General features: G+C 72.4%; 17 protein-coding genes. 15 read left to right on the top strand and 2 right to left on the bottom strand.

The features are described 5' to 3' along the window. Nucleotides 1-211: 211 nt before the first annotated feature. Nucleotides 212-1,669, top strand: coding sequence for a purine-cytosine permease family protein (locus ACFYV5_RS20160; protein ID WP_389170132.1), 1,458 nt, complete (start codon nt 212-214; stop codon nt 1,667-1,669). Nucleotides 1,670-2,298: 629 nt separating this feature from the next. Here the strand turns inward: ACFYV5_RS20160 and ACFYV5_RS20155 are convergent. Continuing rightward, nucleotides 2,299-3,651, bottom strand: a complete 1,353-nt coding sequence (locus ACFYV5_RS20155; RefSeq protein WP_389170129.1) for an MFS transporter — start codon at nt 3,649-3,651, stop codon at nt 2,299-2,301. Between the two features lie 261 nt (nt 3,652-3,912). Between ACFYV5_RS20155 and ACFYV5_RS20150 the strand changes: the two genes are divergently transcribed. The 5 genes from ACFYV5_RS20150 to ACFYV5_RS20130 all read left to right on the top strand — a co-directional run bounded on the left by ACFYV5_RS20150 (nt 3,913) and on the right by ACFYV5_RS20130 (nt 8,324). Beyond that, entirely contained in the window at nt 3,913-5,028 is a 1,116-nt protein-coding gene (locus ACFYV5_RS20150) for a PfkB family carbohydrate kinase (RefSeq protein ID WP_355116113.1), read from the top strand. Nucleotides 5,029-5,133: 105 nt separating this feature from the next. Next, nucleotides 5,134-6,156: a PhoH family protein gene (locus tag ACFYV5_RS20145; RefSeq protein WP_355116111.1), complete on the top strand. Its 1,023-nt coding sequence runs from the start codon at nt 5,134-5,136 to the stop codon at nt 6,154-6,156. A 12-nt stretch (nt 6,157-6,168) separates the two neighbouring features. Beyond that, on the top strand, nt 6,169-6,666 hold the full coding sequence (ybeY, locus tag ACFYV5_RS20140; protein WP_355116109.1) for an rRNA maturation RNase YbeY: 498 nt from the start codon (nt 6,169-6,171) through the stop codon (nt 6,664-6,666). A gap of 7 nt (nt 6,667-6,673) precedes the next feature. Next, complete coding sequence (locus tag ACFYV5_RS20135) at nt 6,674-7,981, top strand: hemolysin family protein (protein WP_389170125.1); 1,308 nt, start codon at nt 6,674-6,676, stop codon at nt 7,979-7,981. Then, the gene (locus ACFYV5_RS20130; RefSeq protein ID WP_389170122.1) at nt 7,971-8,324 is read left to right on the top strand and encodes an MmcQ/YjbR family DNA-binding protein; all 354 of its coding nucleotides are present in this window, start codon (nt 7,971-7,973) and stop codon (nt 8,322-8,324) included. The genes ACFYV5_RS20135 and ACFYV5_RS20130 overlap by 11 nt, the downstream gene beginning before the upstream one ends. An 18-nt stretch (nt 8,325-8,342) precedes the next feature. Here the strand turns inward: ACFYV5_RS20130 and ACFYV5_RS20125 are convergent, their stop codons facing one another. Continuing rightward, the gene (locus tag ACFYV5_RS20125; protein WP_355116105.1) at nt 8,343-9,743 is read right to left on the bottom strand and encodes an MFS transporter; all 1,401 of its coding nucleotides are present in this window, start codon (nt 9,741-9,743) and stop codon (nt 8,343-8,345) included. Nucleotides 9,744-9,835: 92 nt separating this feature from the next. Between ACFYV5_RS20125 and ACFYV5_RS20120 the strand changes: the two genes are divergently transcribed. The 9 genes from ACFYV5_RS20120 to ACFYV5_RS20080 all read left to right on the top strand — a co-directional run bounded on the left by ACFYV5_RS20120 (nt 9,836) and on the right by ACFYV5_RS20080 (nt 19,897). Continuing rightward, nucleotides 9,836-10,723, top strand: a complete 888-nt coding sequence (locus tag ACFYV5_RS20120; RefSeq protein WP_389170119.1) for a helix-turn-helix transcriptional regulator — start codon at nt 9,836-9,838, stop codon at nt 10,721-10,723. Nucleotides 10,724-10,839: 116 nt separating this feature from the next. Next, nucleotides 10,840-11,565 carry a hypothetical protein gene (locus ACFYV5_RS20115; RefSeq protein WP_389170117.1) on the top strand — a complete coding sequence of 242 codons (726 nt, stop codon included), beginning with the start codon at nt 10,840-10,842 and terminating at the stop codon, nt 11,563-11,565. Between the two features lie 27 nt (nt 11,566-11,592). After that, nucleotides 11,593-11,955 carry a cytidine deaminase gene (locus ACFYV5_RS20110; protein WP_355116102.1) on the top strand — a complete coding sequence of 121 codons (363 nt, stop codon included), beginning with the start codon at nt 11,593-11,595 and terminating at the stop codon, nt 11,953-11,955. 195 nt (nt 11,956-12,150) lie between these two features. Beyond that, nucleotides 12,151-12,624 carry a hypothetical protein gene (locus ACFYV5_RS20105; RefSeq protein ID WP_389170114.1) on the top strand — a complete coding sequence of 158 codons (474 nt, stop codon included), beginning with the start codon at nt 12,151-12,153 and terminating at the stop codon, nt 12,622-12,624. 114 nt (nt 12,625-12,738) lie between these two features. Further along, nucleotides 12,739-14,079: a beta-xylosidase gene (locus ACFYV5_RS20100; RefSeq protein ID WP_389170111.1), complete on the top strand. Its 1,341-nt coding sequence runs from the start codon at nt 12,739-12,741 to the stop codon at nt 14,077-14,079. Nucleotides 14,080-14,108: 29 nt separating this feature from the next. Next, nucleotides 14,109-15,053 carry a WxL protein peptidoglycan domain-containing protein gene (locus ACFYV5_RS20095; protein ID WP_389170108.1) on the top strand — a complete coding sequence of 315 codons (945 nt, stop codon included), beginning with the start codon at nt 14,109-14,111 and terminating at the stop codon, nt 15,051-15,053. Nucleotides 15,054-15,074: 21 nt separating this feature from the next. Continuing rightward, nucleotides 15,075-16,025, top strand: coding sequence for a GTPase Era (gene era / locus ACFYV5_RS20090; RefSeq protein ID WP_389170105.1), 951 nt, complete (start codon nt 15,075-15,077; stop codon nt 16,023-16,025). Nucleotides 16,026-16,169: 144 nt separating this feature from the next. After that, complete coding sequence (locus ACFYV5_RS20085; RefSeq protein ID WP_389170102.1) at nt 16,170-16,697, top strand: hypothetical protein; 528 nt, start codon at nt 16,170-16,172, stop codon at nt 16,695-16,697. A 176-nt stretch (nt 16,698-16,873) separates the two neighbouring features. Then, nucleotides 16,874-19,897: a tetratricopeptide repeat protein gene (locus ACFYV5_RS20080; protein ID WP_389170100.1), complete on the top strand. Its 3,024-nt coding sequence runs from the start codon at nt 16,874-16,876 to the stop codon at nt 19,895-19,897. Nucleotides 19,898-19,911: the final 14 nt, after the last annotated feature.

The raw sequence follows: 19,911 nt of genomic DNA, 5'->3' as shown, positions 1-19,911 counted from the left end.
TTCCCGCGCGGGGGGGGCGGCGACCCTGTCCGCGGGGGGGGGGGGGGGGGGGGCCCCCGCCCCCCGGAAACCCCCGGGGGGGGGGGGGCGGGGGCCGCCGCGCCCCCCTGGGCTGTTCCGTTCCCGCCAAACCCTTGACGCCAGGAAACGGATGCTATTGAGTGTGCGACCAATAACCTATTAGCCGGTTGACCAATACCCGGAGGGCTCCGTGGCGTCCACGATTCCTGACCCGCACCCCAGAACGGACGACGCGTCCGGAGCCGCCCCGCCGGCCTCGGGCCGAGCGGGTCGTATCGAGGCCCACGGCGTCGACCACATCCCGGACTCCGAACGCCATGGCCGCCCCCGGGAGCTCTTCTCCGTCTGGGCGGCGGCGAACGTGAACTACCTCAGCCTGATCATCGGCGGCGCCCTCGTCCTCATGGGCCTGAGCCTCTGGCAGTCGCTCGCCGTCATCGTCGTGGGCAACCTCTTCTGGCTGCTCACAGGGCTGCTCGCCACCTCGGGCCCGGCCGCGGGCGCCCCCAGCGAGGTGATCACCCGGTCCCTCTACGGCGTCATCGGCAACCGGTTCAACAACGCGATCGGCGGCTGGCTGGTCTCGGTCTGCTACTTCGCCCTCAACCTGGCCGCCGCCGCGGCCGCCGCCTTCGCCCTCGTCGAGAAGGCCGGCATCACGACGAACACCCCCGTCAAGGTCGTCGTCGTGGTGGTCATCGCGGCGCTCACCCTGGTCATCAGCGTCTACGGACACGGGATGATCATGAAGCTGTACCTCCCGATCACCCTGGTGCTCGCCGCCGCCTTCGCCGTCGTGGCCTTCGCGGTGGCCGGACACGCCGACTTCGCGTACCGGCCGGCCGAGCCGCTGACCGGCATCGAGCTGTGGGCCGTTCTCGTCGCCGGCGTCACCATGATCGCCTCGGGACCGCTGTCCTACACAACCAGCGCCGACTTCTCCCGCTACCTGCCCCGTACGGCCTCGCGGAAGGGGATCGTCGGCTGGACCGCGTTCGGCGCCTTCCTGCCCAGCGTCCTCACCTGCGCCCTGGGCGCCGTCGCCGCGACGGCGGTCGACATGACGGACCCGCAGACCGGGCTGGAGCGGATCCTTCCCGGCTGGTTCCACCCGGTCTTCCTGCTCGCCCTGGTCCTCGGCACGATCGCCATCAACGCCCTGACGGCCTACAGCGCCGGACTGGCCCTCCAGGCCGTCGGCCTGCGCATCCGCCGCTCCCTCAGCGTCATCGTCGACGGCGTCGTCGCCGTGGCCCTGACGCTCTACGGCCTGCTGGCCTCCAGCCTCCTCGACACCGTCAGCAACGCCCTCCAATTGGCCGTCGTCCTGACCGGTCCCCTCATGGCCGTCTACGCCACCGACATCGTGCTGCGCCGGGGCCGCTACGACGGAGCCGCCCTGTCGGACGAGACCCCGAACAGCCCCTTCTGGTACACCGGCGGCGTCAACGGGGCGGGCGCCCTCGCGCTCGGGGCGGGCGTCGCCTCCGCGGCCCTCTCCGTCAACACCCTCTACGCGGGCCCGGTCGCCGACGCGCTGGGCGGTGTGGACCTCTCCCTGCCCGTCGGCATGGTGGTCTCCGCCGCGGTCTACGCCGTCCTGATGCGGAAGCACGCGACCGTGCGGGCGGCGAGAGCGGAGGCATGAGCGACCGTACGATCCTCCGGATCACCGGCGACGGCCCCGCGAGCGGGGCCACGCCGCCGGCCGCCGGACCCGCGGGACCGCCCGCTCCTGCCACGTCCAGGACCGGCGCCTCAGGGCGACCCGGCCCCTGGCCGCTCGCCCGGAGCGGCCTCCAGGGCGGTCCGGCCCCCGGCCGCTCGGGGAGTGGGCCTCCAGGGCGGTCCGGCCCCCGGCCGCTCGGGGAGCGGGCCTCAGGGCGGTTCCGGCCCTGGCCGCTCGGAGGGGGCCCCAGTGCCTTTCAGCGCCCGTCGTTCGGGCAGCGGGCCCCCGGGCGGTCCGGCCCTTGGCCGCTCGGGGAGTGGGCCTCCAGGGCGGTCCGGCCCTTGGCCGCTCGGGGAGTGGGCCTCCAGGACGGTCCAGCCCTGACCGCTCGGAGTGGGCCCCAGGGGCCTTCCAGCGCCCGTCGCTCGGGTGGTGGGCCTCCAGGACGGTCCAGCCCTGACCGCTCGGAGTGGGCCCCAGGGGCCTTCCAGCGCCCGTCGCTCGGGTGGTGGGCCCCAGGACGGTCCAGCCCTGACCGCTCGGAGCGGGCCTCCAGGGCCTTCCAGAGCCCGTCGTTCGGGAGAGGCGTCCCCTGAGCCGGTGTTTGGCTAGCCGCGGGCGCTCGGGCGGGCCAGGCGGAAGGCGCGGCGGTCGGCGCGGCGGCGGGACGGGACCGGGATCTCGGTGACCTGCTGTTCCGGCGCGCCCATCTGCGGGACCAGGCCCGTGGCCGCCGTCGTCGTGCCCGCGACCACGGCCGCCGGGGCGCCGCCGCGGCGGCGGACGGAGCCCGGTACCAGCGGGCGGCCCGAGGTGTGCAGGGCGACCGCGGTCATCGGGACCGCGACCAGCAGGAGCAGGACGCACAACACCATGCCCATGCCCGGGTACCCGGCCTGCGCGGACAGGACGCTGCCGGTGACCGGGCCGCAGGCCACGCCCAGCGAGGACGCCGAGCCGACGAGCACGGCCCAGCGGCCGCGCGGGTCCAGGGAGGCGGCGAGACCCAGCAGGTAGGACAGGACGACCGGGTAGAAGAGGTTCCAGAGGATCTCGCCGGTCGCGAAGGCGGCCAGGTTCTCCGCGCCCGAACTCACCAGGACGCACCCGGCGATGATCGCCGTGCCGGCCCCGATCGGGACGGCGCGTCCCAGCCGTGAGCCGAGCGCCCCGGCGGCCGTGACACCCGCGAGCCCGGCTCCCAGCGCCACGGCGAAGACCGCGCCGACGGTGACCTCGCCGAGCCCGGCCTGCGTCAGGCCGATCCGGCCGCTCACGCCCCACAGGGCGTTCTGCGCCAGGGACCACAGCAGGATCGCGGCGGCGAGCACGAGGCCCGAACGCCGGTGGGGGAGCGGCACGCCCTCGCCGCCCCTGCCCGGCCGGCCCGGCGCGTCCTCCGCACCTCGCGCCGCACCTCGCGCCGCACCTCCCGCCAGGCCCCCCGTCAGCGGCCACACCAGCGCCGCCGCCAGCGCGATCGACGCGAACGGCAGCGCGTGGCCGCCGCCGAGGTGCGGCAGCGTGAGATAGAGCGCGCCGGCCGTCGCCGAGACCGAGAGCAGGCCGAGGGTCGAGGCCCGGTGCGGGTCCCGCTGCGCCGCGATGCCCGCGGCGGCCACCGCCAGCGTCGTACCCGAGCCGAAACCGCCGACGACCGCACCGCCGACCACCAGCGGCACACTCGTGGTGAGCGCCGCCGAGCCGTAACCGACGCACATGGCCAGCAGGCCGGCCCGCGCCGCCCTGCGTGGGCCGAACCGCTCCACGCGCGCGGCCAGGGTGAAACCCGCCGACGCGGAGGCGAGGAGGAGGACCGATCCCACCAGGCCCGCCTGGGCGGGGCTGAGGCCGAGTCCGGCGGAGAGCCGGCCGACGACGGTCGGCAGCAGGTACGGGGCGAGATAACCGGCCGTGAACAGGGCGACGAGAGGCCCCAGGGCACGCGGGCGCGACAACATGGGCGTTCCAGGAACAAGGGGAAGGGAGGGAGGAGCGCCCGGTGTTGCACGGGATCGCGGGACATAAGTATCAAGTGACGGAGGGTCCCGAGAAGACCGGAGAGGCCGGAATCCAGCACTTCCAGTTGTGATCTGGGTCACCATGGGTTTGAGGACCGGTTCCGCGGGTATGTCCGCGCGCTTTTCGGCCCGCGTCACCCCCGTCACCGGAGACCCATCAGGCACACTGACCTGATCCGCACCACGTACGGGGAGGCCGCCGTGACCACAGCAAGGGGAGACCAGCAACACGACGCCGGGGTCGACCCGTTGGTGTGCCTGCGCGAGCCCACCGACCCCGACTGCGACGTCTTCCTCACCGGCACGGTCTTCCTCGACATCATCTTCACCGGCCTCGACAGCGCCCCCGTACGCGGCACCGAGTCGTGGGCCAGGGGCATGGGCTCCAGCCCCGGCGGCGTCGCCAACATGGCCACCGCCCTCGCCCGCCTCGGCCTACGCACCTCGCTCGCCGCCGCCTTCGGCGACGACCACTACGGCGAGTACTGCTGGGACGCCCTGGAGCAGGGCGAGGGCATCGACCTCTCGCTCTCCCGGACCGTGCCCGGCTGGCACTCCCCGGTCACCGTCTCCATGGCGTACGAGGGCGAGCGCACCATGGTCTCCCACGGCCACGACGCACCGCCCCTGGAAGGCGCCCTGCCCGCCTACCCGCCGCACGCCCGCGCCGCCGTCGCCTCGCTCGTGCCCGGGCGCGCCGAGGAGTGGGTCGCGCAGGCGGCCCGCGGCGGGGCGAAGGTCTTCGCGGACGTCGGCTGGGACGAGACCGGCCGCTGGGACCTGGGCGGTCTGGGCGACCTGGAGCACTGTGAGGCCTTCCTGCCCAACGCGCAGGAGGCGATGCGGTACACCCGTACCGACTGCCCGCGGGCCGCCGCCCGGGCGCTCGCCGACAAGGTCCGCTACGCGGTCGTCACCCTCGGCGCGGAGGGCGCCTACGCGGTCGACGGGGCCACCGGCGAGACCGCCGAGGTGCCGGCGATCCAGGTCTCCGCCCTCGACCCGACCGGGGCCGGCGACGTCTTCGTGGCCGGCTTCGTCACCGGCACGCTCGCGGACTGGCCGCTCGCCGACCGGCTGGCCTTCGCCGGGCTCATCGCGGCGCTCTCGGTGCAGGAGTTCGGTGGATCGCTCTCTGCACCCGGCTGGGGCGAGGTCGCCGCGTGGTGGGAACACGTCCAGGACCACGTCTGCCAGGACCCGGAGGCCCTGCGCGCCCGCTACGCCTTCCTGGAGCGGCTGCTCCCCGCCGCCACCCGCCCCTGGCCGCTGCGCCGGGCCGTGCCGACCATCGGCTTCAGAGCGGCGAGCCTGTAAAAGCCTTCGGCCTTGTCAGCGCTACGTCGTAGGCTTGTACCCCAGAGGTTGTCGAGCAGCGAGAACCCTGCAACGGGAGGTATGTGCAGGCCACAGTGCCGGCCCATGACTCAGACACCCACAGCCCGCAATGGCGCGCAGGGCGAGGCCCGCGCCCACTTCACCGTCCCCGCCAAGCATCCGATGGTGACCGTCCTCGGCTCCGGTGACGCCCTCCTGCGCGTGATCGAGAAGGCGTTCCCGAAGACCGACATCCATGTCCGGGGAAACCAGGTCAGCGCGGTCGGCGAGGCGACGGAAGTCGCCCTGATCCAGCGACTGTTCGACGAGATGATGCTGGTGCTCCGCACCGGACAGCCGATGACGGAGGACGCAGTGGAACGCTCGATCGCCATGCTCAGGGCGAGCGAGAACGGCACGACGGAGGCAGGCCAGGAGACCCCGGCCGAGGTGCTCACCCAGAACATCCTCTCCAGCCGTGGCCGCACCATCCGCCCCAAGACCCTCAACCAGAAGCGGTACGTCGACGCGATCGACAAGCACACGATCGTCTTCGGCATCGGCCCCGCGGGTACCGGCAAGACGTATCTGGCCATGGCCAAGGCGGTCCAGGCCCTGCAGTCCAAGCAGGTCACCCGGATCATCCTGACCCGGCCCGCCGTCGAGGCCGGCGAGCGGCTCGGCTTCCTGCCCGGCACGCTCTACGAGAAGATCGACCCGTATCTGCGCCCGCTCTACGACGCGCTGCACGACATGCTCGACCCCGACTCGATCCCGAAGCTGATGGCGAGCGGGACGATCGAGGTCGCGCCGCTGGCATACATGAGGGGTCGCACGCTCAACGACGCGTTCATCATCCTCGACGAGGCGCAGAACACGAACCCCGAGCAGATGAAGATGTTCCTCACCCGCCTCGGCTTCGACTCCAAGATCGTCATCACCGGTGACGTCACCCAGGTCGACCTGCCGGGCGGTACGAAGAGCGGTCTGCGTCAGGTCCGCGAGATCCTGGACGGCGTCCAGGACGTGCACTTCTCGTTGCTCACGTCGCAGGATGTCGTCCGGCACAAGCTCGTCGGCCGTATCGTCGACGCGTACGAGCAGTACGACAGCCGCAACGGGAAGTAGTCACAGAGCACCATGTCGATCGACGTCAACAACGAGTCCGGAACCGAGGTCGACGAGCAGGCGATCCTCGACATCGCCCGCTACGCCCTCGCGCGGATGCGCATCCACCCGCTCTCCGAACTGTCGGTGATCGTCGTCGACGCGGAGGCGATGGAGCAGCTCCACATGCAGTGGATGGACCTGCCGGGCCCGACGGACGTCATGTCCTTCCCGATGGACGAGCTGCGCCCGCCCTCGAAGGACGACGAGGAGCCCCCGCAGGGGCTCCTCGGCGACATCGTGCTCTGCCCCGAGGTCGCCACCCAGCAGGGCAAGGACGCGCCGACGGAGCACTCCATGGACGAGGAGCTCCAGCTCCTCACCGTCCACGGAGTGCTGCACCTGCTCGGGTACGACCACGAGGAGCCGGACGAGAAGGCCGAGATGTTCGGCCTCCAGGCGGCCATCGTCGACGGCTGGCGCGCGGAGAAGGGCCTCACCGGCCCGTCCCCGGCGCCGACCGTCTCCTGAGCCCCCGATGAACGCTTCGCTGATCTTCGGCGCGGTCGGCCTGGTGATCGTCGCCTGGCTGGCCGCCTGCGCCGAGGCCGGTATCGCGCGCGTCTCCAGCTTCCGCGCCGCCGAGGCCGTACGGTCCGGGCGGCGCGGTGCCGAGAAGCTCGTCGAGGTCGCCTCCGATCCCACCCGCTATCTCAACGTGGCGCTGCTCGTGCGCGTCTCCTGCGAGATGGCGGCCGGCGTCCTCGTCACGTACGCCTGCCTGGAGGAGTTCCCCCAGACCTGGGAGGCGCTGCTCGTCGCCATCGCGGTGATGGTGCTCGTCTCGTACGTCGCCGTCGGCGTCTCGCCGCGCACCATCGGCCGGCAGCACCCGCTGAACACGGCCACCGCCGCCGCGTACGTCCTGCTGCCGCTGGCCAGGATCATGGGCCCGATCCCGCAGCTGCTCATCCTCATCGGCAACGCGCTCACCCCCGGCAAGGGCTTCCGCAAGGGCCCCTTCGCCTCCGAGGCCGAGCTGCGGGCGATGGTCGACCTCGCCGAGCAGGAGTCGCTGATCGAGGACGACGAGCGCCGGATGGTGCACTCCGTCTTCGAGCTCGGCGACACGCTCGTACGGGAGGTCATGGTGCCCCGCACCGACCTGATCTGCATCGAGCGGTACAAGACCGTCCGCCAGGCCCTCACGCTCGCGCTGCGCTCCGGCTTCTCCCGGATCCCCGTCACGGGCGAGAACGAGGACGACGTCGTCGGCATCGTGTATCTGAAGGACCTGGTCCGCAAGACGCACATCAACCGGGACGCCGAGGCGGACCTCGTGTCGACGGCGATGCGCCCGGCCGCCTTCGTGCCGGACACCAAGAACGCCGGCGACCTGCTGCGGGAGATGCAGCAGGAGCGCAACCACGTCGCAGTCGTCATCGACGAGTACGGCGGCACGGCCGGGATCGTCACGATCGAGGACATCCTGGAGGAGATCGTCGGGGAGATCACCGACGAGTACGACCGCGAGCTCCCGCCGGTCCAGGAACTGGGCGACGACCGCTACCGCGTCACCGCCCGCCTCGACATCGGGGACCTCGGCGAGCTGTACGGCTTCGGCCCGGACGAGTACGACGACGAGGACGTGGAGACCGTCGGCGGACTCCTCGCCAAGGCGCTGGGCCGGGTGCCGATCGCGGGCGCGAAGGCGGTCGTGGAGCTGCCCGACGGGCGCTCACTGCGGCTGACGGCCGAGTCCCCGGCGGGCCGGCGGAACAAGATCGTCACCGTGCTCGTGGAACCCGTGGCCGTCGCGTCGGAGGGGACGCCCGATGACGCCTGACCAGCTGCGCGCATTCTGCCTGGAGTTCAACGACGCGACGGAGGAGTTCCCCTTCGGGCCGGACACCTCCGTCTTCAAGGTCGCCGGGAAGATGTTCGCGCTGTCCTGGCTCGACGGCCGGCCGCTGCGCATCAACCTCAAGTGCGAGCCGGAGGAGGCGGTCCGGCTCCGCGAGGAGCACCCGGCGATCGCTCCGGGCTACCACATGAACAAGCGGCACTGGAACACGGTGACGGTCGGCGAGCTCCCGGACCGCATGGTCCGGGAGCTCATCGAGGACTCGTACGACCTGGTGGTCGCGGGCCTGCCCAAGGCGGTACGGCTCCGCCTCGACCGGCCGTAGCGCCCCGGCCTGCCGCCGCTACGCGCGCCGCCGCAGGCCGAGGGCGACCAGCAGGGCAGCCGCCAGCACGATCGCCGCGTCGACGGCGAGGACCGTGCGGACACCGTCGTACAGACTCGGGCCGGTCGTCGCGAGGACACCGAGCAGGGGGATGCCGACGGTGATGCCGACCTGCTGGGTCGTCGTCACCAGCCCGGTCGCCAGACCCTGCTCCTCGTCCGGGACGCCGGAGGTGACGGTCACGCCGTACGAGATGATCGCGGCGAGGTGGCACATGCTTGCCAGCGAGACCGCGATCGTCGCGAACACGGCACCCGAATCCGTGCCGAGGCCCAGCATCGTCGCCACGAACACGCCCTGGCCGAGCAGGGAGAACGCGAGCGTGCGGCGGGCGCCGATCCGCCCGATCACCTTCGACGCGACCGACCCGGCGAGCACCGACAGGACGCCCTGCACACCGAAGACCAGACCGGTGCCGAAGGCCGAGAGGCCCAGCGTCTCCTGGAGGTACAGGGTCAGCACGAAGATGACGGTGGACATCATCGAGAAGGTCACGAGCCCGCCCAGGTTGCCGAAGGCCACCGTGCGCCGCCGCAGCATCGGCAGCGAGACCAGCGGGGACTCGTGCCGGGACTCGACCGCCACGAAGGCCGCGAGCAGCAGCACGCCCGCCACGAGCGTCACGAGGACGTCCGTGCCGCCGAAGCCGCGCTCCGCCGCCGACGACAGGGCGTAGATCACCGCCAGCAGACCGCCGGTCACGGTCACCGCGCCCGGCACGTCGAGCCGCGGCCGGTCCGCGGTCCGCGACTCGCGCAGCAGGCCGGGGGCGAGGGGCAGCACGATCAGGGAGAAGAGCGCGAGCAGACCCATCGTGGAGCGCCAGCCGAGGGCGTCGGTCATGACCCCGCCCAGGATCATGCCGACGGTGAAGCCCAGGGACATCACGGTGCCGGAGATGCCGAGCGCCCGGTCCCGCGCAGGGCCCTCGGGAAACGTGGTGGTCAGCAGGGACATGCCGGTCGGCACGATCGCCGCCGCGCCGAGGCCCTGGAGGGCACGGCCGGCCAGGAACGAGGCCGGGTCCCAGGCGAACGTGGCGAGCAGCGAGGCCGCGCCGAAGAGCGCGAGGCCCGCGAGGAACAGCCTCTTGCGCCCGTACAGGTCTCCGATCCGGCCGAACAGCAGCAGGAACCCGCCGGACGGCAGGGCGAAGGCCGTGACCGCCCACTGCAGCGCGGACGGGCTCAGGCCGAGATCGGAGCCGAGGACGGGCAGCGCCACGTTCAGTACGGAGAAGTCGAGCGCCACCATGAACTGGGCGGCGCACAGCACGAAGAGGACGAGCCGGGAACGGCCGGTCAGGACCGGTGGGGCGGGGGCGGGAGCCGGAGCCGAGGAAGTGAGCGTGGTTGCCATGGGCACCACCCTCGGCGCGCGGGAACAAGCGTGGGGAGCGGGAACTTATCCTGTTGGTCGCACCACCAGGCATCCCGGGGGAGGAAGCACACGTGGCCCCAGTGATCGAGAGCACGGACGCCAAGGCACACCGACTGGCCGAACTGCGCGAGTTCCTGATGAGCCGTCGGGCCCGGGTCACCCCGGCCGAGGCCGGCCTTCCGGACGGCGGTGCCCGGCGCCGTACGCCCGGCCTGCGCCGGGAGGAGGTCGCCGTCCTCGCGGGCGTCGGCGTCTCCTGGTACCAGTGGCTGGAGCAGGGCCGCGACATCACGGTCTCGCCGCAGGTGCTCGACGCGGTGGCGCGGGTGCTGCGGCTCAGCGGGGCGGAGCGCCGCCACCTGTACGTCCTCGCCGGGCTCAACCCGCCCGCGCCCGAGGTCGATCCGGAGGCGCGGGACATGTGCGCGGGTTTGCGTCGGCTGATCGACGCGTGGATGCCGTTCCCGGCGCACATCATGGACGTGTACTGGAACACGATCATGTACAACGAGTCGGCGTCCGTCGTCCTCGGCATGCGGCCCGAGATCTCGCAGAACTGCCTCGTCTCCTTCTTCACCGACCCGATCTACCGCTCCCGGTCGACCGACTGGAAACGGCTCGCGCCGCAGGTCGTCGCACAGTTCAGGGCCGCCTGCTCGGAGTGCCCCGACGACGAGGGCTTCCGCGCGGTGGTGGAGGAGGTGAAGGCGGCGAGCGCGGAGTTCGCCGAACTGTGGGAGCGGCGGGACATCTCCCCGGGCGGCCAGATCCGCAAGGAGATCGAGCACCCGCTCGTCGGCGTCCTGCACGTGGAGTCCACGCAGTTGAGGGTGCCGGCCCGCCCCGACCTGACGATCGTCATGCACACCCCACTGCCGCAGGCGGACACGGCCGCCAAGCTGGAATGGCTGGTCTCCCCGGAGGGACGACGCGGGGCGATGTATCCGATAGCGGGCTGAACGAGGCGCTGCCGTCAGGCCTTGTCGGTGGGCCCGTATATCCTCCTGGCGATCCGGCCGTCCCCCACCGGTGCCGGGCTGTCCCACCACCCTCAGCCGCAAAGGGCACATTCACCATGCGCACTCGCATTCGCCACGGACTGGCCGCCGCTCTCGCCGTCTCCGCTCTCTCGCTCACCGCCGCGTGCGGTGGCGGCGACGCCAAGGACGACGCGAAGAAGGACAAGGCGGCCGACAAGCCGGCCGCCGAGCAGACCACCTCGGCGGCTCCGGCCGCGCCGCTGACGGCCGCCCAGATGAAGGCGGCGACGCTGACCGTCAAGGACCTGCCCTCCGGCTGGAAGAGCGGCACGTCCGACACGGACCAGATCCAGCCGAAGGCGGACAAGGCGGAGTGCCAGCCGCTCGCCGGCTTCATGGCCGACACCATCACCGGGGCGACGATGGGCCCGTCCGGCAGCTTCGAGCGCACCAGCGACACGACCGGGATCGACAGCCAGGTCTTCACCTTCCCGGCCGCCGGTGCCACGGACTTCGTCAAGGCGCTGGGCACCTCGCTGGACACCTGCAAGGGGTTCGCCGCCGACCTCCAGGGCATGAAGATGACCGTCACGGCCGAGAAGCTCGCGGGCCCGAAGGCCGGTGAGGAGTCTCACGCCTTCCGGCTGAAGATGAAGATCGCCGACATCTCCATGACCGTCGAGACGAACATGCTCGTCGTGCGGCAGGGCACCGGCGTCGCCCGCGTCTCCCACGTGCCGCCGAACGCCTCCGGCCACAAGGACTTCGAGGCCCTCGCCAAGCTCGCCGCCGACAAGTTCGTCAAGGGCGCGCAGAGCTGACCCCGTGCCCCGACCTATGCTCGGGGTATGACACTCAAGCCCGACCACGGCGCTCTCGGCGCCGAGGACCTCAAGATCATCACGCTGGCGCGCAGCGCCCGCGCCCGCAACGGTGTGCCCGAGGGCGCGGCGGTACGGGACGAGACCGGCCGCACGTACGTGGCGGGGACCGTGGCCCTGGAGTCGCTCAGACTGAGCGCGCTCCAGACCGCGGTCGCGATGGCCGTGGCCAGCGGGGCCCAGTCCCTGGAGGCCGCGGCCGTCGTCTCGACCGCGGACGCCGCCTCCGAGGAGGACCGCGCGGCGGTACGTGACCTCGGCGGCCCCGAGACCCCGGTGCTGCTCGCCGGCCCCGACGGGCAGCTGCGCGCGGCGGTCACGGCGGGCTGAGGCCCGGCGGACTCGAAGAGGGCCCGGCATCCCGCCGGGCCCTCTTCGCGTGCTGGTGAAGAATCACCGGACATTCTCTTGCCTTCCCCGGCCCGCTGCGCATCAATGAACAGCGGTCCGCCCGACGGACCGTCAGTTCTACGCCTCACGCAGCGTCCGCACCCCTGCGTGCTTCATCGGAAGGGGTACGACCTCATGAGAGGCACCAACTTAGGACTCGGCGCCGTCCTCGCGGGTGCGCTCGCCGCGACCGGACTCGCCTTCGCCCCTGCGGCGGCCGCCGTGACGCCGTCGACCGCGACGGCGACGTACGACTGCGGCATGTGGGGCGGCGGGCTCGCCACCCTCAAGGCCACGCAGAGCGGCACGGCCGCGACGATCACGCTCACCGCCGCCGTCAAGACGCCGATCGCGGTCGGCGCCGACCAGATCAACGCCCGCCTGACGATGGCCAAGACCGGCGGCGGCACCCGCGTCTTCAGCGGCAAGAAGAACCCCGCACTGGCGGCCAACCAGGCCGTCACCATCGGCCCGCTCAGCGGCACGGTGGCCGTCGGCGACAGTCTCAACTCCTACTTCGCCGGCACCGCTCTCACCATGACGATCTTCGGGACGACCGTGAACTGCGACGCCATCACCTCGCAGTCGCCCGGCCCGTTCGTCTTCTGACCCATCGGAGCGCCACGCACCACCGCGCCCACCGCGCACCACCCACGCACCACCCCTCAACCGGCGTCGCCCCAGGCGGCGCCGGTACCTTCCCATCCCTCAGGAGGGGCACACATGGCACAGAGAACACCGACGCCACCCCGAAGACGGCGCTGGACCGCCGCCCTCGGCGTCGCCGCACTCGCGGTAGCCGCCGGCGGCGCGCTGGCCGCTCCGGCCGGCGCCCTGGCGACCGCGTCCCAGGCGGTGGACTTCCCCACGCACTGCGTCCCGCCGCCGATCGCCGGCATCCCGCCCATCGACGGCACAACGACCGCCGAGATCACCGTGGACAAGCCCACGCCCAAGGTCGGCGACACCGTCACCGTCACCTACAAGGTGACCAAACCGGCCGCGTCCAACCCCGTCGACCTGGCCCTCCCGGCCGACATCATGACCCCGAGCGGCAAGGTCGTCCTCGGCGGCGCCCAGACCGGCGCGGTCACCGTCACCGGTCCCAAGAAGAACGACCCCGTCCCCGGCAAGGGCGCGTTCCCGCCGTTCTCGATGACCGGCACGTTCACGGTCACCGCGCCCGGCTCGATCACCCTCTCGCCCGGCGACTACAACATCCACACCAGCTACCTGATGGAGCTGGACACCCCCTGCACCGTCACCGACCCGCCCGCCCCCGTCTCCGAGACGATCACGGCGAGCGCGCAGCCGGGCGCCAACGAGCGCAACATCTCGCTCGGCACGGCCTCCGGCGCCCCGGGCGTCCGCGTCACCGTGACCGGCGCCAAGTTCACCCCGCTCACCGAGGTCACGGTCGTCGGACGTTCCGGAGCGGCGGAGACCGCCGACCGGATGACCGTCACGACCGACACCGAGGGCGGGTTCGCCGCGCGCCTGAGGGTCGACGACAAGGCGACCACCGGGATCGTCGCGTACGAGGGGACGGCCTGGGACCCGGAGAAGGGCGCCGGACCGGCCGCGTACACCGTCATCGACGACACCCCGCAGCCGCCGAACAGCCAGAAGCTCGAGGTGGCCGTCACGGCGGGCGAACTGTCGATGACCCAGGCCGGTGACGCGGTGCAGCTGTCGTCCGTCGACTTCGGTCAGGGCGGCGCGGCGACCGGCGATCTGAGAACGGTGACGGTCAAGGACTTCCGCGGCGGCCCCGCGGGCTGGTCCCTGACCGGCAAGGTCACCGACTTCACGGGCCCCGGCGGCTCCATCGGCGCGGGCGCGCTCAGCTGGACCCCTGCCTGCACCACCAAGGCCGGCAGCCCCAGCACCTGCGTCCCCGGCTCGGCCGGAACGGTCGGCGGCGGCGGGGCGACCCTCGCCTCGACCCCGAACGGCACGCTCACCGGCGGCGAGTTCACCGTCGACGCCAAGGTCTCCCTCGACGTCCCGGCCTTCACCGCACCCGGCGCGTACGCGGGCGTCCTGACCCTGACCCTGTCCTGATCCCGGGCGAGCAAAAGGAGTTCCGCACCGTGCGCAACCTGTACGTACTCCTCCTGGCCGCCGTGCTTCTGCTCCTGCCCGGCGGCCCTGCCCCCGCCCACGCCGCCGAGAACGGCGAGTGGGCCGTCCACCCCGCCGCCTCCCGGCTCGGGAGCCGGCCGTACTTCTATCTCTCCGCCGACCCCGGCACGACCCTGACCGACCGGGTCACCGTCACCAACAAGACCGGCGCGCCGCTCACCTTCCGGCTCTACGGCGCCGACGCCTACAACACCGAGCGCGACGGCGGCTTCGCCGTCCGCACCCGGCAGGAGAAGCAGACCGGCGCCGGCGCCTGGATCACGCCCGAGCGCACCCGCGTCACGGTCCCGCCCCGTTCCTCCGTGACCGTGCCCTACACCCTCGCCGTCCCCGCCGACGCCGAGCCCGGCGACCACCCCGGCGCGCTGGTCGCCCTCGACGAACGGATCCAGCCGGGCCGGGGGTCCGTCGCCGTCGGCGTGCAGCGGGCCGTCGGCGCCCGTGTGTACCTCCGGGTCAACGGCCCCACCGTCCCCGCCCTCGCGGTCGAGGACGTCACCCTCGACCAGGACCGGCCGCTCGTCCCCGGCGCCGGGACGAGCACCGCCCTCATCTCGTACACCCTGCACAACCGCGGCAACGTCACCCTCGACCCCAAGGTCGCCCTGCGCGCCGAGGGAGTCTTCGGCCGCACCCTGCTCGCCCGCGACCTGGAGAAGATCCCCTCGGAGCTGCTGCCGCGCCAGAAGATCCGGCTGACCGAGCGCTGGACGGGATCGCCGCAGTTCGACTGGGGTGAGGTGACTCTCACGGCCACCGCGAAGGACGTACGGGAGTCCGGGCGCGCGTCCTTCCTCGCCCTGCCCTGGCTCGCCGCCGCGGTGGTGCTGACCGGGGGAGTGGTGGCGCTGATCGGCCTGCGGGTACGGCGTCGGCGGGCACTGGGTACGTGATGACGCCCCGCATCGGGGAGAATGGCCCCCATGAGCGCTCGTAATCAAGAATCCGAAGCCGTCCACCGGGCCGGCTTCGCCTGCTTCGTCGGCCGCCCCAACGCGGGCAAGTCCACCCTCACGAACGCTCTGGTCGGCCAGAAGGTGGCGATCACCTCCAGCCGGCCACAGACCACCCGGCACACCGTCCGCGGCATCGTGCACCGCCCGGACGCGCAGCTGATCCTCGTGGACACGCCCGGCCTCCACAAGCCGCGCACGCTCCTCGGCGAGCGGCTGAACGACGTCGTGCGCACCACGTGGGCCGAGGTCGACGTGATCGGCTTCTGCCTGCCCGCCGACCAGAAGCTCGGCCCCGGCGACCGCTTCATCGCCAAGGAGCTCGCCGGGATCAAGAAGACCCCGAAGGTCGCGATCGTCACCAAGACCGACCTGGTCGACTCGAAGACCCTCGCCGAGCAGCTCATCGCCATCGACCAGCTCGGCAAGGAGCTGGGCTTCGAGTGGCAGGAGATCGTCCCGGTCTCGGCCGTCGGCGGTTCGCAGGTCCAGCTCGTCGCCGACCTGCTGATCCCGCTCCTGCCGGAGTCCCCGCCGCTCTACCCGGAGGGCGACCTCACCGACGAGCCGGAGATGGTCATGGTCGCCGAACTGATCCGCGAGGCGGCGCTGGAAGGCGTACGGGACGAGCTGCCGCACTCGATCGCGGTGGTCGTCGAGGAGATGATCCCGCGCGAGGACCGCCCGGCGGACCGGCCGCTGCTCGACATCCACGCGAACGTCTACATCGAGCGGCCCAGCCAGAAGGGGATCATCATCGGCCCGAAGGGCAGCCGCCTGAAGGAGGTCGGGATGAAGTCCCGCAAGCACATCGAGGCGCTGCTGGGGACCCCGGTCTTCCTCGACCTGCACGTCAAGGTCGCCAAGGACTGGCAGCGGGACCCGAAGCAGCTCCGGAAGCTCGGCTTCTAGCCCGCCCGGCTGCCTGAGGCTCGGGGTCGTTCTTCGCCGGATTTCGGGGTTCTCCCCCGGGACATCAGCGGGCTCTTTAGGGTAGTCCCGCTATCTTTTCGCGCGGCCGGCCCGGGGGCGGTCCGCCGGACGAGGGGGAGAACGGTGCTGGTCGAGACGTTGACGGCGTTGGCCGCCGCGGGGGGCGGTGCGGTCGTGCAGGCCGCCGGGACCGACGCGTGGCACGGCGTACGACGGCGGGTGGCGGAGCTCTTCGGGCGCGGCGACGAGGAGCTTGAGCAGGCCGAGCTGGAACGCCTGGACCGGACCGCCCGGGCGCTGGAACCCGGAACCGCCGCGGACCCGGAGCGGGAGCGCGACCGGCAGAGTGAGCGGGACCGGCAGGGCGGCATGTGGCAGGGACGCTTCGAGGCCCTGCTGGAGAACGCGCACCCCCAGGACCAGGAGCGCGTGGCCGAGGAACTGCGGGCGCTGCTCGCCTTCGCCGCCGGCTTCGAGGGCGACCTGGCCGTGTCCACCGGAAGGGCGGTGGCCACGGACGGGGGCCACGCGGTGACGGGCGTCGAGCGCGGCGGCGGGGTCGGCGGGCGGCCGGCACGCGCGGTGAACACCGGGGACGCGGAGGCCACAGGCCCGGGCTCCCGCGCGGTCAGCGGCATAGCCGACGCGTAGTCGCCGGGCACCGTGCGAAGGCCGAAGAGCGACGAGACGAGGGATCGGGAGCGGCCGTGGCCAAGTGGCGCTGGGGCAGGCGACGTGACGGTGGCGGGCGCAGCCCGGCACGGGGCACCGCCGTCGAGGGGGTGCGCGTGACGGGGGAGGCCCCTCCGCCCCCTCCCGTCCAACAGGTGACAGGGTCCGGGAACGCCGTCGCCGACAACGGCGGCATCGCGGTCTCGGGCATCTACAACGACCATTCCAGCGTGCTGCTGCCACCCGAGGTGTTACGGGCGGCGGCCAAGGTGAAGGCCCCGCGGGGAATGGACGATCTGCCCTACCTGCCGGGCCACTTCGTGGGCAGGGAGGCCGAACTCCAGACCCTCGACTCGGCCTTGAGAGTCTCCGGCCAGGTGCATCTGCAGGCGGTGCACGGACTCGGCGGGGTCGGCAAGAGCGCTCTGGCCGCCCATTGGGTGGCCACCCGGGCCCGCTCCCAAAGGCTGAGGCCGGTCCGGTGGATCACCGCCGACAGTCCGGCCGGCGTCGAGCAGGGGCTCGCCGCCCTGGCCATCGCCCTGCAGCCCGCCCTTGCCAAGGTGCTCACGACGGCCGCCCTGGCCGAGTACGCCCTCCAGTGGCTGGCCGGGCACACCGGCTGGCTGCTGGTCCTGGACAACGTCACCGACCCGGCCGACATCGCCGGACTGCTCGCCCGCGCCCCCGGCGGCCGCTTCCTGATCACCAGCCGGCTCGCCACGACCTGGACCACCGCCACCACCGTCATCCGGCTCGACGTCCTGGACCCGGCCGAGTCCCTGGCCCTGCTCACCCGCATCACCACCGCGGCCGGCCCCCGTGACCTGGACGGCGCCGCCGAGTTGTGCGCCGACCTCGGCCATCTGCCTCTCGGGGTCGTGCAGGCCGCGGCGTACCTGGCGCGGAACCCCATGCTCACCCCGCGCGACTACCTCGGCCTCCTGCGCGAGGACCCGGCCGGGACGTACCAGCGGGGAGGCGAAGGCCGCACCGCCGCCGAGCGCACCGTCGCCCGCGTCTGGCGCGTGACACTGAACCGCGTCAGCGAACTTCAGCCCTACGCCGTCGACCTGCTGCGTGCCATGGCCTGGTACGGCCCCGACCGTATCCCCGCCGGCCTCCTCGACCGCATCCCCGCCGGCACCGTCGAAACAATGCCCGCGCCGCGCGACGTCGCTGGCGCCATCGGCCTCCTGAACGCCTACAGCATGATCGATGTCGACCCCGCAACCCGCACCCTCGCCATGCACCGCCTGGTGCAGGGTCTGGCCCGCACACCCGACCCCGACGATCTGCACCGCGACCCGATGCTCGTCCATGTGGGCCGCTACCGTGCGACCCACGCCCTGCACGAGGTCGTCCTCCCCCTTTCCTGGCGGGATCCCGCCTTGTGGCCCCAGTGGCGCAGCCTGATCCCGCACATCGACGCCCTGGCCCGTAACACGCCCGCCGCCGAGGACCTGCCGGACATGGCGGCACTCCTCAACCAAGCGGGGGGCTACCTTCACGGCCAGGGACTGGCCGACCGGGCGGTCCCGCACCTCGAACGAGCCCTCGCCCACCGGGAACGCCACCAGGGTCCGGACCACCCGGAGACCTCCCACGTCCTCAACAACCTCGCCGCCGCCCGGCTCGGGATCGGTGACCTGGCAGGGGCCGTCGCCCTGTCCGAGCGGGCCGTCGCGGCGACCGTGCGGCACTGGGGCGAGGACCATCCGCTCAGCATCGGAGCCCAGGTCAACCTCGCGGCCGTCCACCTGGAGGCCGGGGAGGTGGACCGGGCGACGGCCATGATCGAGCAGGCCCTCGCCGACAGCCTTCGGCTGGGAGGCGAAGGGCACTACGCCACCATCATGACCCGCTCCAATCTGGCGACCGCCTACCTGGCGGCAGGGCACTTCGACCGGGCGCTGGAGCTGCAGACGCGGAACGCCGCCATCTGCGCCCGGGTGCTGGGGGAGGACCACCCCGACACCCACGCCGCCCGCCTCATCCTCACCCAGGCCGCCCAGGCGGCGGGAGACCCGGCCCGAGCCGTTCCGCTGTACGAACGGCTCCGCCGAAGCCAGGAGCAGGCCCTGGGGGAGGATCACCCGCACACCCTCGCCACACGTTCGAACCTCGCCTCCGCCCACCGGGCGTCCGGAAACCCGGGCCGGGCGATCGAGGAGTACGAGCAGGTGGTCGAAGACCGGGTGCGGGCCCTCGGCGAGGACCATCCGCACACGCTCGCCGCCCGAGGCCAGCTCGCCGACGCCCATACCGAGGCCGGGGACACGGAGCGGGCGATCCCGCTCTGCGCGCGAGTCCTGGAGGACCGGCTGAGGGTCCTGGGGGAGGACCACCCCGACACGCTCGCCGCCCGCGAGAGTCTGGCCGGGGCCCACCGGGAGGCGGGAGACCTCGACCGGGCGATCCTGCTCTGCGGCCAGGTTCTCGACGACCGGCTGCGCGTGCTCGGCCCGAACCACCCCGACACCCTCAACTCACAGAGCAATCTCGCTCTCGTCCATATGCAAAGGGGGGACCTCGACAAGGCGATCCCCCTCTTCGAGGAAGCCCTCGCCGCGCGCCTACGCGTCCTGGGCGAGGACCATCCGCACCTTCCCGCCACCCGTCTCAACCTGGCGTCCGCCCACCTGGAGGCCGGTGACCCGGGCCGCGCGATACCCCTCCTGGAGCAGGCCCTCGCCACGAGCGTCCGCACGCTGGGCGAGGACCATCCCCACACCGTCAACGCCCTCCACGGCCTCGCTTCGGCCCACCGGGACGCGGGAAACGCGGCCGAGGCCGTCCCGCTGTGCGAGCGGATCCACGCCTCCCACAGCCGGACGCTGGGCAAGGACGACGCCCAGACCCTCAAGTCGGCCTCCCACCTGGCTCTCGCCCATCTGGAGGCGGGAGACCCGGAGCGCGCCCTCCCCCTGCTGAAGGCGACCTACCGCGCGCAGAAGCACCTCCTCGGACCCGGGCACATCGATTTCCTCACGACCGCCCACAATCTGGCGCTCGCCCACCACACGGCGGGGCGCCTGGGCAAGGCCATCCGCCTCTACGGGACGGTCCTCTTCATGTCCGTCCGCATCCTCGGCGAGGACGATCCCCTGACGATGTCCGCCCGAGCCCACCACGCCGCCGCCACCGCCGAACGGGACGCCCGCCGGACAGCCCGCTAGGACCTGTCCGTAAT

It is taken from the genome of Streptomyces sp. NPDC003035 (assembly GCF_042888285.1).
Lineage (GTDB): Bacteria > Actinomycetota > Actinomycetes > Streptomycetales > Streptomycetaceae > Streptomyces.
The sequence above is the reverse complement of the archived record's forward strand: the minus strand, read 5'-3'. Positions and strand labels throughout refer to the sequence as shown.

Bases quoted from the DNA above. Each gene is read 5' to 3' on its own strand.
- ACFYV5_RS20135 (WP_389170125.1), top strand. From the start codon at position 6,674: ATGAACGCTTCGCTGATCTTCGGCGCGGTCGGCCTGGTGATCGTCGCC.
- ACFYV5_RS20125 (WP_355116105.1), bottom strand. From the start codon at position 9,743: ATGGCAACCACGCTCACTTCCTCGGCTCCGGCTCCCGCCCCCGCCCCA.
- ACFYV5_RS20110 (WP_355116102.1), top strand. From the start codon at position 11,593: ATGACACTCAAGCCCGACCACGGCGCTCTCGGCGCCGAGGACCTCAAG.
- era (WP_389170105.1), top strand. From the start codon at position 15,075: ATGGCCCCCATGAGCGCTCGTAATCAAGAATCCGAAGCCGTCCACCGG.
- ACFYV5_RS20155 (WP_389170129.1), bottom strand. From the start codon at position 3,651: ATGTTGTCGCGCCCGCGTGCCCTGGGGCCTCTCGTCGCCCTGTTCACG.
- ACFYV5_RS20145 (WP_355116111.1), top strand. From the start codon at position 5,134: ATGACTCAGACACCCACAGCCCGCAATGGCGCGCAGGGCGAGGCCCGC.
- ACFYV5_RS20105 (WP_389170114.1), top strand. From the start codon at position 12,151: ATGAGAGGCACCAACTTAGGACTCGGCGCCGTCCTCGCGGGTGCGCTC.
- ACFYV5_RS20130 (WP_389170122.1), top strand. From the start codon at position 7,971: ATGACGCCTGACCAGCTGCGCGCATTCTGCCTGGAGTTCAACGACGCG.
- ACFYV5_RS20115 (WP_389170117.1), top strand. From the start codon at position 10,840: ATGCGCACTCGCATTCGCCACGGACTGGCCGCCGCTCTCGCCGTCTCC.
- ybeY (WP_355116109.1), top strand. From the start codon at position 6,169: ATGTCGATCGACGTCAACAACGAGTCCGGAACCGAGGTCGACGAGCAG.
- ACFYV5_RS20100 (WP_389170111.1), top strand. From the start codon at position 12,739: ATGGCACAGAGAACACCGACGCCACCCCGAAGACGGCGCTGGACCGCC.